Origin of the sequence: Actinokineospora auranticolor (assembly GCF_002934265.1) — a bacterium.
Lineage (GTDB): Bacteria > Actinomycetota > Actinomycetes > Mycobacteriales > Pseudonocardiaceae > Actinokineospora > Actinokineospora auranticolor.
Genome location: NZ_PTIX01000026.1, coordinates 46,404 through 60,717, shown reverse-complemented (window position 1 = coordinate 60,717; position 14,314 = coordinate 46,404). Strand labels below are relative to the sequence as shown.

The following is a 14,314-nucleotide window of genomic DNA, read 5'->3' as shown; positions in this document are numbered from 1 at the left end:
CCTGCGCAACCTTCCACGGCCGTGGCCGCTCGCCCGTCAAACCCTGTGGGAGAAACGGGATTCTGCTGTTGACCAAGTTCACGGTCCGCGCGCCAGGTCGGGGACGGTGCCGGGCGGGGACGAGGGAGTGGGTGGTGGGAGAGAATGTCTCAGTCGTCTTCGGCGTGGCCTCTGCGCCAGTAGCCGCTGAAGTAGACGCGCTGGCGGGTCAGGTCGTGGTCGAGCACCAGGGTCGCGCGCACGGCCTGGGCCATCGCCGATTCCCCGGCGACCCAGGCGTAGGTGCGCGGGTCGACGGCGCCGACGGCGGTCACGGCGTCGTGCAGCAGCGTGGTCGTGCCGGGTTCGGCGCCGTCGCGGTGCAGCCAGGTGACGTCGAGGTCGGCGGCGGACGCCAGGGGCTGCTCGTCGGCGGCCCCGTCCACTTCCAGCAGCACCCGGGCGCGCGCCCCGACGGACAGGCTCCCGACGATGCCGCTGATCGCGGGCAGCGCGGTCTCGTCGCCGACGACCAGGTACGCCGACGTGTCGGCGGGCGGGGCGAAGCTGCTCAGGCAGCCGTAGAGGCCCACCGGGTCGCCGACCGCGGCGGCGCCCGCCCAGGCCGACGCCGGGCCGGTGTCGCCGTGCAGCACGAAGTCGATGTCCAGTTCGAGGTCCGCGGGCCGGGCCGCGCGCACGGTGTAGGTGCGCACGATCGGCCGCAGGCTCTCCGGCAGCGCGCGGACCTCGTCCCAGAACGGGACGGCGTCCGGCACCACGACCTCCGCGCCGGGCCTGGGCGGCAGCAGCACCTTGCATCGCGGCTCGGGGCCCACCTCGGTGAAGTGGGCCAGGTCCGGGCCGGTGAGGGTGATCCGCGCCAGGTGCGGGGTGACCAGCGCCTTGGCCGCGACGGTGAGCCGGTAGGGGCGCAGCGAGTCGCGGCCGGCGGGGGTCGGGCGGGGGCTCTGCGTGACGCTCACCGTCAGGCGCTCGTCCGGTCGGCGTCCATCCGCTCGGCGAGGCTGCGGGGGCGCATGTCGGTCCAGGTGTCCTCGACGTAGGCGAGGACGGCGGCGCGGCTGTCCGGTCCGAAGGCGACGGTCCACCCGGCGGGCACCTCGAGGAACGTCGGCCACAGCGAGTACTGGCCCTCGTCGTTGACCAGGGCCTGGAAGGTGCCGTTCTCGTCGTCGAAGGGGTTGGTCGACATCGCGGTGCTCCTCGGGTCCGACATTTTCGTTGGTTAGGCTAACCTAATTCGGACGACACGAGAAGGGCCAGACTCCCCGGCTGCGGGGTCCGTCACAGGTGGCCTCGGCGGGACCGCCAGGAACTCGGTGAGCAGGCCGTTCACCACCTCGGGCCGCTCCAGGTAGCCGTAGTGGCCGCCGCCGTCGACCTGGGTGAACCAGGCGTCGGGCAGCCAGTCCGCGATCTCCCGGCCCAGGTGCGGCGGGGCGACGAGGTCGTCGGTGAACGAGACCACCAGCGTCGGCGCGGTGACCCGGGCGCACAGCCCGGACAGGTCCGGGTCGTCGCCGATGTCCATCTGCGCGCGGATCCCCGGTCCGGGCGGCTGGGTGGCGAACTCGAGGATGTCCAGCCACTCGCCGACCTTGTCGCGGTCGAACAGGGTGTGCGGGGAGAGGTTCCACATCGCGGTGGTGGCGGCGTAGTAGCGCGACGGCAGCACAACGCCTTCGTCGACCAGGTCCCGCTCCCCCGCGTCGAACGTCGCGTGCAGCCGGCCTGCCCGCGACCGGGCCGCGAGCAGCACTACGCGGCCCACGAGGTCCGGTTTGGTCGCGGCCACGTCGATGGCGATCCGCGCGCCCAGCGAGGTGCCGACCAGGTCGAAGCGGTCGAGGCCGAGGTGCGCGGCGAGGGCGATGACGTCGGCGGCCATGTCGGCGACGGTGATGCCGTCGGCGCACTCGGAGGTCGGTGGGACGCCCCGATTGTCCACGGTGATCACCCGGTGCCCGGCGGCGATGAGCGCGGGCTGCTGGTGCAGGTGCCACACCCGACCGGAGCTGCCCATCCCCATCAGCATCACGACGGGCCTGCCCGCGCCCTTGTCCTGGTAGCTCAGGCTGATCCCGTTGAGGTCGACGACCGGCACGTCAGACCACCCGCCCTTCCGCGAGCCGGACGACCCGGGGCAACCGCTCGATGGTGGCCTGCCGGTGCGCGATGACGATGAGCGTGCGGTCCTCGTGCAGCCGGTCGACCGCGCGTTCCAGCCGGGCCGCGGTCTCGGGGTCGATGTCGGCGGTGGCCTCGTCGAGGATCAGCACCGCCGGGTCGACCAGCGCGGCCCGCACCAGCCCGACGATCTGGCGTTCCCCGGCGGAGAGCCGGTCGCCGCGCCTGCCGACCTGGGTGTCGAGGCCATCGGGCAGCGCGGCCCCCCAGTCGTCGAGGCCGAGGGCGGTCACGGCGGTGTCCATGTCGGCGCGGGTCGGGCCGGTCGGCGCCAAGGCGAGGTTGTCGGCGACGGTGCCGTCGACGAGGTGGACCTGTTGGGGCACCAGGACGAGCCTACCGCGCAGGTCGGCCTCGTCGAGGTCGGCGAGGTCGTGGCCGCCGTAGAACACGGCGCCGCGGTCGGGGGCGTAGAGGCCGCTGAGCAGCTTGGCCAGCGTGGTCTTGCCGGACCCGGTCTGCCCGACCAGGCCCGCGCGGTCCCCCTCGGTGAAGGTGACGGAGACCCGGTGCAGCACGTCGGCGCCGTCCACGTAGGCGTAGCCGAGGTCCGATGTGGACAGTTCGGCGCGGGGCGGCAGCTCGACGCGGGTGCCCCGGGACGCGCGCGGCTCGGTGGCCCCGAGCAGGTCGAGCAGCCGGGCCAAGCCGACGCGGGCCAGCTGGAACTCGGCCAGCAGCTCGGACAGGTTGAGCATGCCCTCGAACAGGTTGCGGGTGGCCAGCACGAACACCACGACGGTGCCGACGCTGATCTGGTCGGCCGTCACCAGCCACACGCCGAGCAGCAGCAGCGCGGCGGTGGACAGGCCCTCCAGCAGGTTCATCGTCTCCAGGCGGTTCTGCACGGCCACGGTCCGGTTCGCCGCGCGCAGGGCGCCGTCGTTGGACTTGCCGAACCGCTCGAGCCGGGCCGCGATCCCGCCGCCGAGCCGCAGGGTCTCCCCCGCCGAGACGAACTCGTTGAACTGGGCGGCCATGGTGGCCTCGGCGGCGGCCTGGTCGCCGAAGGCGTCGTCGGCGTCGCGGTCGAACCAGCGCAGCACCAGGATCGTGGCGGGCACGAACAGCGCGAGCAGGATCACGGTCAGCAGCCAGGAGTAGACCAGCAGCACGACCACGGTCATGGTCAGCGAGATGAGCGCGCCGAGCAGGTCGGGCAGGCTGGCGCGGACGAACTGGGCCAGCTCGGCGACCTCGCCGGTGCTGCGCCGCAACAGGTCGCCGGTGCGGTGCGCCTCGATGAACCGCAACGGCGCGCCCGCCAGCCGAGCGACGACCAACTCCCGCACCCCGCGCACGACCTGCTCGCCGACCGAGGTGAGCTGGAGTTCGGCGGCGGCCAAGAGCACCAGCCGGATGAGCGTGAGTCCGACGAGGACGAAGACGGCCGTCCACAGCGCGCCGCGGTCGCGGTCCAGCACCGCGTCCACGCCCGCGCCGATGACCGGCGCGATGCCGACGACGGCGGCGGTGGCCACGGCCGTGGTGAGCAGGGCGGCGGCGATGCGCCAGCGGTACGGGCGCAGGTGCGGCCAGAAGCGGCGGATGACGCCCTTGGTCGCGGGGGACTCGTCGAGGGTCCGGATCTCAGCCACCGACGACCTCCATGCGCGCCTGCTCGTCGAGGCGGATCAGCCGGTCCGCGGCGGCGACCACGGCCGAGCGGTGCGAGACGAACACGACCGCGGTCTCGGGCGACCACTCGCGCAGGCGCCGCAGGATGGTCTGCTCGGTGTCGGCGTCGACTGCCGAGGTGACGTCGTCGAGGACCAGCACCGGCGGTTTCGCCAGCAGCCCCCGGGCCAACGCCAAGCGCTGCACCTGCCCGCCGGACAGGGTCTCGCCGCGTTCGCCGACGACGGTGTCGTAGCCGCCGGGCAGGCCGTCGATGAACTCGTCCAGCGCGGCCACCCGGCACGCCTCGCGCACCAGGTCCAGGTCGACGTCGCGGTCGAGGGTCACGTTGTCGCGGATCGTGCCGGAGAGCACCACCGGCCGCTGCGGCACCACCCCGATCCGGCGCCACACCTGTTCCGGGTCGGCCAACCGCAGGTCGACCCCACCGAAGTGGACAGTTCCGCTGTCAGGATCGTCGAGCCTGCACAGCAACCGCACGAGCACCGACTTGCCCGAGCCGGTCGGACCGGTCACCACGACCAGTTCCCCCGGCGCGGCCATCAGGTCGACAGGGCCGACGACCGCGCGGCCGTCGCGCACCGCGCGCACCCCGACCGCGGCGAGCATCCCGGACTCCGGCAGCGGCCGCGGGTCCGCGGGCGCGGCCACCGCGGGCTTCGCCGCCAGCACCTCCGCCACCCGACCCGCCGCGACCCTGGCCTGACCGCGGTTGACCAGCAGGTCGACCAGGACCGTCACGGCGACCGTCATGGTGATCATCCACGAGGTGAAGGCGACCAGGGAGCCGACGGTGATCCGCCCGTCGATCGCCGCGAGCCCGCCGACGGCCAGCCCGATCGCCACCGCGACGCGCAGCACCGCGGGCGGCGCCGAGACCCACCACGCGGAGACCCGCGCGACACCCATTGTGTGCCGGGTGACGTGCGCGCTCACCTCGTCGTGCCTGCGCACCAGCACCTGCTCGCCGCCGAGCCCGCGCACGGCCGCGCTGGCCGAGAGCAGGTCCTCCACCGCGTCGGCGCGCTTGCCGTGCGCGGTGGACAGCCGCTCGTTGGCACGGCGGTAGCGGCCCGGGAACTGGGCGTTGACCAGGCCCAGCACCGGCATGGCCAGCACCAGGACGAGTAGCAGCGGCGGGTCCATCGCGCCGACCGCGGGCAGCACCAGCGCGACCGTGACCACCACCCGCGCCCACCGGGTCAGCCCCTGCACCCAGGCGTTGATCATCTCGGTGTCCCGGGTGACCCGCATGGCCAGGTCGCCCTGGCCGAAGGGTGCGATGGCGGCCCGGTCGAGGGTGCCAGCCCGGGCCGCGAGGTCGGCGCGCAGCCGGTGCGCGACGCGGTGCGCGGCCAGGCCGGACCACCACTTGCCCGCCGCGGCGGAGACCATCATCACGACCGCGACGACGGCCGTCGTGCTCGACCAGAACAGCGTGCGACCGCTGTCACCGGGGGTGATGCCCTCGTCGAGGCCGTGCTGGACGCACCACGGCATGGCCAGGAACGCGATCTGCTGCACCACCGTGGCGGCCAGTCCGGCCCCGAGCACGACCCGTTCCCGCCGCAGCGCGCCGCGCAGCAGTTCCACCGCGGTGTCCTCCCTCGCCCGCGGCCAGTCGCCAGCCGCCCCAAAGTGCCTACAACTGAAGTTAGGCAATCCTTACTTGCGGCCCGGTCGGGTGTCAATGTGACCGGGTCGGCGGCGGGCTCAGCGGCGGCCGGAGCGCCATTCCGTGGCCAGCAGCCAGGCCAGGTAGACGCCGCCGAGCGCGGCCGTGGCCACCCCGACCGGCAACGCGTTCTGGCCGAACGCGCGCTGGGAGAGCACGTCGCCGCCGAGCAGCAGCGCCGCGCCCATCGCGGCGGCGGGCAGCAGCGCGGGACCGGAGGAGCCCGCGAGCCTGCGGGCCAGTTGTGGCGCGGCCAGTGCCACGAAGGCGATCGGGCCCGCGCACGCGGTGGCCACGGCGGTGAGCGCGACGCTGACCACGACCAGCAGCAACCGCGTCGACTCGACCCGCACGCCGAGCATGGTCGCGGTCTCGTCGCCCATCTCCAGCAGGTTCAGCTTCCGACCCAGCACCACGCCCGCGGGCAGCAGCAGGACCAGCGCGACGGCGACCGGCAGCACCTCGCTCCAGCCGCGCCCGTTGAGGCTGCCGACCAGCCACACCTGCGCGGCCTGCGCCTGGCGCAACCCGGCGCGGGTCAGGATGTAGGTGTTGAGCGACCCGAGCACGGCGGTGACGCCGATGCCGATCAGGATCAGCCGGTAGCCCTGCACGCCGGTGCGGTGGGCCAGCCCGTAGACGGCCACCGCCGCGGCGATGCCGCCGAGGATCGAGCCGAGCGCGATCTGCGTGATGCCGCCGCCGAAGACGACCAGCACCAGGATCGCGCCGGTCGCCGAGCCGCTGGCGAAGCCGATGATGTCCGGGCTGCCCAGCGGGTTGCGCGACAGGCTCTGGAAGATGGCGCCGCTGATCCCCAGCGCGGCCCCGACCAGCACCGCGACCGCGACCCGGGGCAGGCGCAGGTCGAACACCACGTACTTCTGCCCGCCCGTGCCCGCGCCGCCGAGGGTGTCCACGAGTTGGGTGTAGGTGAGGGGGAAGTCGCCGGTGAGCATCTCCAGCACGGCCAGGCCGGAGGTGGCCGCCAGCAGCGCGACGACCACGACGATCGCGCGCGGGTGGGCGCGCAGGGACATCCGACCGACGCGGACGGGGACGCCCGTCACCGGCCTGGCGTCCTCGGTGGTAGCGGTGCTCACAGGTGGGCCAGCTTCCTGCGCCTGCACAGCGCGATGAACACGGGCGCGCCGACGAAGGCGGTGATGATCCCGACCTCCATCTCCCGCGGCGAGATGATCACCCGGCCGACCACGTCGGCGCCGAGCAGCAGCACCGGCGCCAGCACCGCGCTGAACGGCAGCACCCAGCGCTGGTCGGGGCCGGTGAGCGCGCGGGCCATGTGCGGCACGGTCAGCCCGATGAACGCGATCGGCCCCACCGCCGCCGTGGCCGCCCCGCACAGCAGGGTGATCGCCAGCGCGCAGCCGAGCCGGACCAGCGTGAGGTTCACCCCGAGCGCGCGGCCGGTCTCGTCGCCGAGCGCGAGCGCGTTGAGCGGTGACGCGAGCGTGGCCGCTACCAGCAGCCCGGCCAGGATGAACGGCAGCACCTGGAGCACCACGGCCATGTCCCGGTTGTCCAGCGAGCCGATCTGCCAGAACCGGAACTGCTGGAACGCGGCCGGGTCGAGCACCAGCGTCGCGGCGACGAACGCGCCGAGCGAGGCGCTGATCGCCGCGCCCGCGAGGACCATGCGCTCGGGCGTCACCTGGCGACCGGTCGAGCCGAGCACGTAGACGACGACCGACGCGGCGGCGGCGCCGAGGAAGGCGAACCAGATGTAGCCGCCGACGGTGGTGATGCCGAAGAACGCGATCGACGCCACGACCGCGGTGGAGGCGCCGATGTCCACGCCGAGCAGGGCCGGGTCGGCGAGCGGGTTGCGGGTCAGCGACTGCATCAACGCGCCCGCGACGCCGAGCGCGGTGCCGACGAGCAGGCCGATGAGCGTGCGGGGCACCCGGCGGTCCCAGATGATCGTGGCCTCGTCGCCGGTCTTGAGCGCGCCGGTCAGCACGTCCCAGACGGTGCCGAACGGGATGGTGCGCGAGCCGATGGCGACGCTGAGCGCGCAGATCACGACGAGCGCGGCGACCGCGACCACCAGCCACGCGGGCCGCGCGCCCCACGACCGGGGCCTGGCCTCGGTGGTCTCCCGCCGCGTGACGGTCTGCTCCACGGCGGGCCCCTCTCCACTGCCGGTTAAGTTAGGCTCACCTTAACCCGGTAACCGCCGCGCGCGGTCGGGCTACCCCACCAACTCGGCCAGACCCGCCACCCAGCAGGCGCCCTCCTCGGCGAACCGGGCGCCGCGCACCTGACCGGTGGTCACCCCGACGAAGCCGAGCCCGGCGCCGCGGGCGGCGTGCAGGTCCATGATCGAGTCGCCGACGTAGACGGTCTCCGCCGGTCCGACGCCGTGCGCGGCCAGCAGCCGGATCGCGTCGTCGAACACCGCCGGGTCCGGCTTGTGCGCGGCGGTGGCGTCGGCGCCGTGCACGAACCGCAGGCGGCCGGTCGGGAACCCGACCCAGTCCAGGTCCGACAGCGTGGGACCGGTGTTGGCCGAGGTGACCACGCCGACGTGCGCGCCCCGGTCCAGCAGCCCGTCGACCACGTCGCGGGCGCCGTCCATGACCGGCTTGCGGTAGCGCGGCTCCAGCGTCAGGTTGGCCGCCCGCATCTCCTCCAGCGGCGCGGAATCGCGGTACAGCAAGGAGATCAGCTCGTCGAACGGCTTGCCCCAGTGCGCGGCCAGCTCGACCTCGGTGAGGGTGATGCCGTAGAACCGGGCGGCCACGGCCTGGTGTTGCGCCCACTTCACGACCCGGGTCATGACCAGGGTGTCGTCGAGGTCGAACACCACCGCGCGGGCGCGCTCGACCAACTGCCGCGCTTGTTCGCTCACACCAACTCCCGGGCCGGGGGGAAAATCGTCGCCATCCCCAGCATGGCGAGGCGCGGGCCCGGCGTCGAGGCCCTTCAGCGTCCGTTCACGGTCCGGTGGTCAGCCGGTCAAGCAGCCTGGTGAACACCGAGTCCAACGTATCGATCTCGGTATCGGTGAGGGAGTCGAAGAAGAAGTGGCGGACCGTGTCCACGTGCGCGGGCGCGGCGGCGGTGATCGCGGCGCGGCCCTCGTCGGTGAGCCGGACCATGCAGCCGCGGGCGTCGTCGGGGCAGTTCTCCCGGCGCACCAGGCCGCGCTTCTCCATGCGGCTGATCTGGTGGGAGAGCCTGCTGCGCTCCCAGCCGACCGCGGCACCGAGGTCACGGGAGCGGACGAGGCCGTCGCCCGCCTCCGAGAGCGGGACGAGCAGGGCGTAGTCGGCGATGGAGAGGCCGCTGTCGCGGGAGAGTTGGCGCTCCTGGGCGGCGTGCAGCTCGCGTTGCAGCGCCAGGTAGGCCATCCACACCCGGGCCTCCCGCTCGTCGAGCCAGCGTGGGGTGGCGGCGGTCACCGGGAAGACCCTACTCGACAGCTTTGTTGATGTGTCATCATTACCTCGGGAGGCGTGATGGAACTCGGGATCTACAGCTTCGCGGATCGACACCCCGATCCGGTCACCGGTGCGCGGGTTTCGGTCGCGGACGCGCTGGCGAACACGCTGGAGCGGATCCGGCTCGCCGATGAACTGGGCCTGTCGTTCTACGGCCTCGGCGAACACCACCTGGACACCTACGCGATCTCCAACCCCGGCACGGTGCTGGCCGCGGCGGCGTCGGTGACCGAGCGGATCACGCTCTCCAGCGCGGTCACCGTGCTCAGCACCGAGGACCCGGTCCGGCTCTACCAGCAGTTCACCACCCTCGACCAGCTCAGCCGGGGCCGCGCCGAACTGCTCGCGGGCCGCGGCTCGTTCACCGAGTCCTTCCCGCTCTTCGGCGCCGACCTCGGCGACTACGACGACCTGTTCGACGAGAAGCTGGCCCTGCTGCTGCGCTTGGACCGCGAGTCGCCGATCACCTGGTCCGGCCGCTTCCGCCCGCCGCTGGAGAACGCCGAGGTGCTGCCCCGGCCGTACGGGCGTCGGCTGCGCATCTCCGTCGGCACCGGCGGCAACCCGCAGTCGTCGGCGCGCGCGGGCCTGCTGGGCCTGCCCGTGGTGTACGCGGTGATCGGCGGCCAGCCGGAGCGCTTCGCGCCGCTCGTGCAGCTGTACCGGCACGCGGGCGAGCAGGGCGGTCACGCGCCGGAGGACCTGCACGTGACCATGGGCGCCATCGGGCTGGTCGCGAAGAAGTCCCAGGACGCCAAGGAAGCCTTCTTCCCGTACTGGCTGGAGACCATGGAGTACGGCGCCCGGGCCCGGGGCTGGACCGTGCCGTCGCGCGCGGACTACGACGGCTACGCCCGGGGCGCCCAGTCGATCTTCGCGGGCAGCCCGGACGAGGTCGCCGACCGGATGATCAGCGTCGGCAGGCTGGTCGGCGCCGACCGCTACGCCATGCAGATGGACTGGTCGGGCGTGCCGCACAAGACCGTCATGGCAGGCATCGAACTGCTGGGTACCGAGGTGCTGCCGCAGGTCCGCAAGGAACTCGGCTGACCTCCCCGGCTCCTGACCGGCGCGATCAGGGGGCGCGCCGGTCAGGTCAGCCCACTACCTACCGGCTTCCGGCGCCCAGTCGAGGACGTCCAGGGCACCGTTCGGGGCGAACTCGCCCAGGTTGGCGACGCCCTTGGCGAAGGCGTAGTTCTGCACGGTCGCCACCGGTAAGAACCAGGCCTTCTCGACCACCACCCGGTTGAACGCCTTCGCCGCCGCTTCCTGCCCTTCGGCCGGTGCCGACGCCAACGCGTGGAAGGCCGCTTCGACCTCGGGATCGCGGCTCTGGAACGGGTTCAGCGGCGAGGTGGTGCCGGTGATGTTGAACAGCGCGCTGGCGAACAGCGGGGTGTTGAGCCGGAAGGTGACCGCCGCGAACTCGCGCGAAGTCAGGTCGGCGACGAACCTGTTGAGGTCGTTGCCGTCGGTGTGGATGGTCGCGGTGACACCGACCTTGGCCAGTTGGGCGGAAACGGCCTGGGAGGCGGTGTTCATGCCGAACGTCAGCAGGTCGACCAGGTCGAACCGGACCTCCCCACCCAGCAGGCTCCGCGCCTTGTCCGGGTCGTAGGGGTAGCGGCTCTCCAAGGCGGGGTCGTAGCCGTCGGTGCCGTCCGCCGCGATCTGGCCGACGGGGCTGAACCCGGCGCCGAGCGCCTTAGCGATGGCGGCGCGGTCGACAGCGTGGTTGAGCGCCTGGCGGACCCGCACATCCCCCATGGCCGGGGTCGTCTCACCCGCGCGATCGACCAGGTACAGGGCCAGCACACCGGGGTTGCCCTCCAGTACCCGCGCACCCATGCCCCGCGCCTGGTCGGCGAGCGTGGCCGTGGCGTTGAGGTTGACGTCGACCTGGCCGCTCGCCAACGCCTGCGTCGCGGTGTTCGGGTCCGGGATGACGCGGACGACGACCTTGGCGAACCGCTGCGCGGACGGGTTCCAGTAGTGCGCGTTCTTGACGAACGTGTAATGGTCGCCCGCGACGGTCGTTGCGGTGTCGAGGGTGTACGGGCCCGCGCCGAAGGTCTGGGTGGTTAGCCTGTCCGGCATGGACAGTCCGGCGGGGCTGATGACATCGCCCCAGTTGACCAGTTGGCTAAACACGTACGGCAGGATCGGGTTCGGTGTGGACAGCTTCACCGTGACCTGTCTGCCGGACGCGGTGACGTCGGTGATGCCGGTGAGGAACGGCTTCATCGGGCCGGGGCTGCCCAGGTAGTACTTGATCGTGTCGACGACGTGCGCGACCTCGACGCGGGTACCGTCCGCGTAGTCGACGCCGTCGCGGATGGTCATGGCGAACTCGGTGTTGCCGGTGCCGACGTACCCCCACTCGGTGGCCAGGGCCGGGGCGAAGGAGCCGTCGGACTTCGCGCGGATCAGCGGTTCGTAGCTGAGCCAGTGCACGATCCCCTGCGCGCCGGAGCCGTTGTGCGCGGGGTTGAGGCTTTCCGGTGGCGCGGGCAACGCCACGACCAGCGTGTCGTCGGCGGTCGCGCCGCGCGAGGACGAGCAGGCGGGCAGCGCGGCGGCCAACACCACCGCGGCCACCAGGGCGGCGGCTCTCTTCATGATTCGCACGGGACGGGTCCTTCCTGGGCTGGGGCGGCCCGCAGCGCGCGGCGGCGGGCCTGCTCAGCGGGGTCGGGGACGGGGGCGGCGGCCAGCAGGGCGCGCGTGTAGGGGTGGCGCGGTACGTCCGGGTCGGTCGAGCAGACCTGCTCGACCGGTCCCGCCTCGACGACCTCGCCCCGGCGCAGCACCACCACCCGGTCGGCGATGTGCCGGACCACCGCGAGGTCGTGGGTGATGAACAGGTACGACAGGCCCTGCTCGGCCTGGAGGTCGGCGAGCAGGTTGAGCACGTGCGCCTGCACCGACAGGTCCAGCGCGCTGACCGCCTCGTCGCAGATGAGCAGCCGGGGCCCGGGCATGAGCGCCCGCGCGATGGCGATGCGCTGCAACTGCCCGCCGGAGAACCGCGACGGGTAGCGGTCGGCCGCCGACCGGTCGAGGCCGACCCGGTCGAGCATGGCGTCGACCCGCCCGCGCAGTTGCGCGGGCCGCAACCCGGCCAGGGTCAGCGGTTCGGCGACGGCCTGGCCGATGGTGCGGCTGGGGTTGAAGGACAGGTACGGGTTCTGGAACACGACCTGCACCTGACCGCTGAGCCCGCGCCGGGCCCGGCCGCGCAGGTGCGTGATGTCGCGGCCCGCCAACCTGATCACGCCTTCGGCGACGGGCACGAGCCCGAGCACCGCGCGGCCCAGCGTGGTCTTGCCGGAGCCGGACTCCCCCACCAAACCGACGGTCGTGTTGGGCGGCACGGCGAGCGAGACCCCGGTGAGCGCTTGGTGGTCTCGGTAGCGCACACCGAGTCCCGCTATCTCCAGCAGGTTCATGTGCGGGCTCCTGCGCGGGGGTGCAGGCAGCGCGACACCGCGCCCGCTGTGTCTGATGTGGACTGGATCGGCGCCGCCACGCATTCCGTTGTGACGTGGGGGCAGCGGAGGGCGAAGCGGCACCCGGTGGGCCAGTGGCCGGGGGCCGGGACCGCACCGGGGAGGACCGGGAGCCGGGACCCGGGTTCGGCGGCCGCGGGGTTGGCGGCCAGCAGAGCCTCGGTGTACGGGTGGCGCGGGGCCGCGAAGACCTCGGCGACGCCGGTGTTCTCGACGACCTGGCCCGCGTACATGACCACGGCCGTGTCGCAGGTGTCGGCGACGACGCCCCAGTCGTGGGTGACGAGGACGAGCGCCATGCCGGTGCGGGAGCGCAGGTCCCGCAGCAGGTCGAGGATCTCGGCCTGCACGGTGACGTCCAACGCGGTCGTGGGTTCGTCGGCGATCAGCAGGCGGGGTTCGCCCGCCAGCGCCCGCGCGATGGACACCCGCTGCGCCATGCCGCCGGACAGCTCGTGCGGGTACCTGGCCGCGACCGCCGCCGGGTCCGGCAGCCGCACGGCCGCCAGCAGCTCCAGCGCCTTGGCCCGCGCCTGCCGTCGAGTCGCGCCGGTGTGGTGGCGGACGGCCTCGACGAGCTGGTCGCCGACGGTGAACAGCGGGTCGAGCGAGGCGACCGGGTCCTGTCCGATGTAGCCGATGCCGCGACCGCGGACCCCGACCATCTCGCGTTCGGTCAGCCCCAGCGTCTCCCGACCGTCGAAGGTGATCGTCGCCGCGTCGACGGTCGCGCCCGGTGGGAGGAGCCGCAGGACTCCCGAGACCGCCATGGTCTTGCCGCACCCGGACTCACCCACCAGTCCCAGCGCCTGCCCGGCCGCGACGTCGAAGTCGACACCGTCGACGACCGGTGTGCCGTCCGCCAACCGGACCGTCAGGTCGCGCACGGACAGCAGGCACAGCGCGGCGGGCTCCCGGCTCTCCCTGGCGACCACGCGGGTCCGCATGCGCCGCCAGGACAGCGGTTCACCGGTCGCGCGGTCGTCGGTCGCGTCGCGGACCACGTCGCCGAGCAGCGCGCACGCCACGGCCGTCACCGCGACGACACCGCCGGTCGGGACGAGCATCCACGGCTGCCGGTAGATGGCCTGGGAGGCGTCCGCGATCAGCCCGCCCCAGCTCGGCTCCGGTGGCTGCGTCCCCAGGCCGAGGAAGCCCAGGGACGCCTCCACCAGCAGCGCCGAGCCCGCCACCAGCGACACCAGCGAGATCACCGGACCGGCCACCGCGGGCAGGACGTGCCGCACCAGGATCCGAACCGTCCCCAGACCCGCCACCGTCGCGGCCGCCACGTACGGTTCCTCCCGCACCCGGATCGCGGACGCGCGCACCACCCGCGCCAGCCCGGCCGAGGACAGCACGCCGAGGGTGGTCATCGCGGCGGCCTCGTTGTGCGGGAACACGGCGAGCACCACCAGCAGGATGACCACGGCGGGCGCGGACAGCAGCAGGTCGGCCAGCCGGGACACGATCCGGTCGACCAAGCCCCGCCGGTAACCCGCGACGAGACCCAGGACCACACCGAGCACGACGTGGACCGCCAACGCCACACCCACGACGAGCAGGCTGACCCGCCCGCCGTGCAGGACGCGGCTGAGGAGATCGCGGCCCAACTGGTCGGTGCCCAACCAATGGGCCGCGGACGGTCCACTGTAGACCGCTTCGAGATCCTGCTCCTGCGGCGAAGAGCCTAGCCACCCCGCCAGCAGGCACGCCAGGACCAGAAGACCCAACCACGCCACGCACACGACACCCAACGGCCGCCGCGCCACCGCGCGCACCACACCGCCACCCGCGCGGCCCGTGCTGCCAACGCCCGTCACGGCGCTCCCCGC

General features: G+C 73.1%; 13 protein-coding genes. 1 reads left to right on the top strand and 12 read right to left on the bottom strand.

Annotated elements, in window-relative coordinates:
* Positions 1 to 149: 149 nt before the first annotated feature.
* From CLV40_RS31225 to CLV40_RS31185, 9 genes are all read right to left on the bottom strand, one after another.
* Complete coding sequence (locus CLV40_RS31225; RefSeq protein ID WP_181043849.1) at positions 150 to 965, bottom strand: siderophore-interacting protein; 816 nt, start codon at positions 963 to 965, stop codon at positions 150 to 152.
* 2 nt (positions 966 to 967) lie between these two features.
* On the bottom strand, positions 968 to 1,195 hold the full coding sequence (locus CLV40_RS31220; RefSeq protein WP_104482598.1) for an MbtH family protein: 228 nt from the start codon (positions 1,193 to 1,195) through the stop codon (positions 968 to 970).
* 33 nt (positions 1,196 to 1,228) lie between these two features.
* Positions 1,229 to 2,107: an alpha/beta fold hydrolase gene (locus CLV40_RS31215; protein ID WP_104482597.1), complete on the bottom strand. Its 879-nt coding sequence runs from the start codon at positions 2,105 to 2,107 to the stop codon at positions 1,229 to 1,231.
* Position 2,108: 1 nt separating this feature from the next.
* A complete protein-coding gene (locus CLV40_RS31210; protein ID WP_104482596.1) occupies positions 2,109 to 3,788 on the bottom strand; it encodes an ABC transporter ATP-binding protein in 1,680 nt (559 codons plus the stop codon).
* On the bottom strand, positions 3,781 to 5,421 hold the full coding sequence (locus CLV40_RS31205; protein ID WP_104482595.1) for an ABC transporter ATP-binding protein: 1,641 nt from the start codon (positions 5,419 to 5,421) through the stop codon (positions 3,781 to 3,783). Before CLV40_RS31205 ends, CLV40_RS31210 begins: the two co-directional genes overlap by 8 nt.
* 120 nt (positions 5,422 to 5,541) lie before the next feature.
* Positions 5,542 to 6,606 (bottom strand): FecCD family ABC transporter permease, encoded by a 1,065-nt coding sequence (locus tag CLV40_RS31200; protein WP_342752319.1) that lies wholly within the window; start codon positions 6,604 to 6,606, stop codon positions 5,542 to 5,544.
* The gene (locus CLV40_RS31195; RefSeq protein WP_374065801.1) at positions 6,603 to 7,646 is read right to left on the bottom strand and encodes a FecCD family ABC transporter permease; all 1,044 of its coding nucleotides are present in this window, start codon (positions 7,644 to 7,646) and stop codon (positions 6,603 to 6,605) included. The genes CLV40_RS31200 and CLV40_RS31195 overlap by 4 nt, the downstream gene beginning before the upstream one ends.
* A gap of 69 nt (positions 7,647 to 7,715) precedes the next feature.
* A complete protein-coding gene (locus CLV40_RS31190; protein ID WP_219824164.1) occupies positions 7,716 to 8,375 on the bottom strand; it encodes an HAD family hydrolase in 660 nt (219 codons plus the stop codon).
* A gap of 85 nt (positions 8,376 to 8,460) precedes the next feature.
* Positions 8,461 to 8,928 (bottom strand): MarR family winged helix-turn-helix transcriptional regulator, encoded by a 468-nt coding sequence (locus CLV40_RS31185; protein WP_342752318.1) that lies wholly within the window; start codon positions 8,926 to 8,928, stop codon positions 8,461 to 8,463.
* A 57-nt stretch (positions 8,929 to 8,985) separates the two neighbouring features.
* On the opposite strand from CLV40_RS31185, the gene CLV40_RS31180 reads away from it, so the two are divergent.
* The gene (locus CLV40_RS31180; RefSeq protein ID WP_104482594.1) at positions 8,986 to 10,017 is read left to right on the top strand and encodes an LLM class flavin-dependent oxidoreductase; all 1,032 of its coding nucleotides are present in this window, start codon (positions 8,986 to 8,988) and stop codon (positions 10,015 to 10,017) included.
* A gap of 54 nt (positions 10,018 to 10,071) precedes the next feature.
* On the opposite strand, the gene CLV40_RS31175 is transcribed toward CLV40_RS31180, so the two are convergent.
* Genes CLV40_RS31175 through CLV40_RS31165 form a run of 3 tightly spaced genes read right to left on the bottom strand, consistent with a single transcriptional unit; the run spans position 10,072 to position 14,302 of the window.
* Positions 10,072 to 11,589: an ABC transporter substrate-binding protein gene (locus CLV40_RS31175; protein WP_104482593.1), complete on the bottom strand. Its 1,518-nt coding sequence runs from the start codon at positions 11,587 to 11,589 to the stop codon at positions 10,072 to 10,074.
* Positions 11,586 to 12,419, bottom strand: a complete 834-nt coding sequence (locus tag CLV40_RS31170; protein WP_104482592.1) for an ABC transporter ATP-binding protein — start codon at positions 12,417 to 12,419, stop codon at positions 11,586 to 11,588. Before CLV40_RS31170 ends, CLV40_RS31175 begins: the two co-directional genes overlap by 4 nt.
* Positions 12,416 to 14,302, bottom strand: a complete 1,887-nt coding sequence (locus CLV40_RS31165) for a dipeptide/oligopeptide/nickel ABC transporter permease/ATP-binding protein (RefSeq protein WP_245931680.1) — start codon at positions 14,300 to 14,302, stop codon at positions 12,416 to 12,418. Before CLV40_RS31165 ends, CLV40_RS31170 begins: the two co-directional genes overlap by 4 nt.
* Between the last annotated feature and the right edge of the window lie 12 nt (positions 14,303 to 14,314).

What these genes read in the sequence shown, in the direction of transcription:
- CLV40_RS31220 (WP_104482598.1), bottom strand. Translation starts at nt 1,195, where the DNA reads ATGTCGACCAACCCCTTCGACGACGAGAACGGCACCTTCCAGGCCCTG.
- CLV40_RS31180 (WP_104482594.1), top strand. Translation starts at nt 8,986, where the DNA reads ATGGAACTCGGGATCTACAGCTTCGCGGATCGACACCCCGATCCGGTC.
- CLV40_RS31175 (WP_104482593.1), bottom strand. Translation starts at nt 11,589, where the DNA reads ATGAAGAGAGCCGCCGCCCTGGTGGCCGCGGTGGTGTTGGCCGCCGCG.
- CLV40_RS31170 (WP_104482592.1), bottom strand. Translation starts at nt 12,419, where the DNA reads ATGAACCTGCTGGAGATAGCGGGACTCGGTGTGCGCTACCGAGACCAC.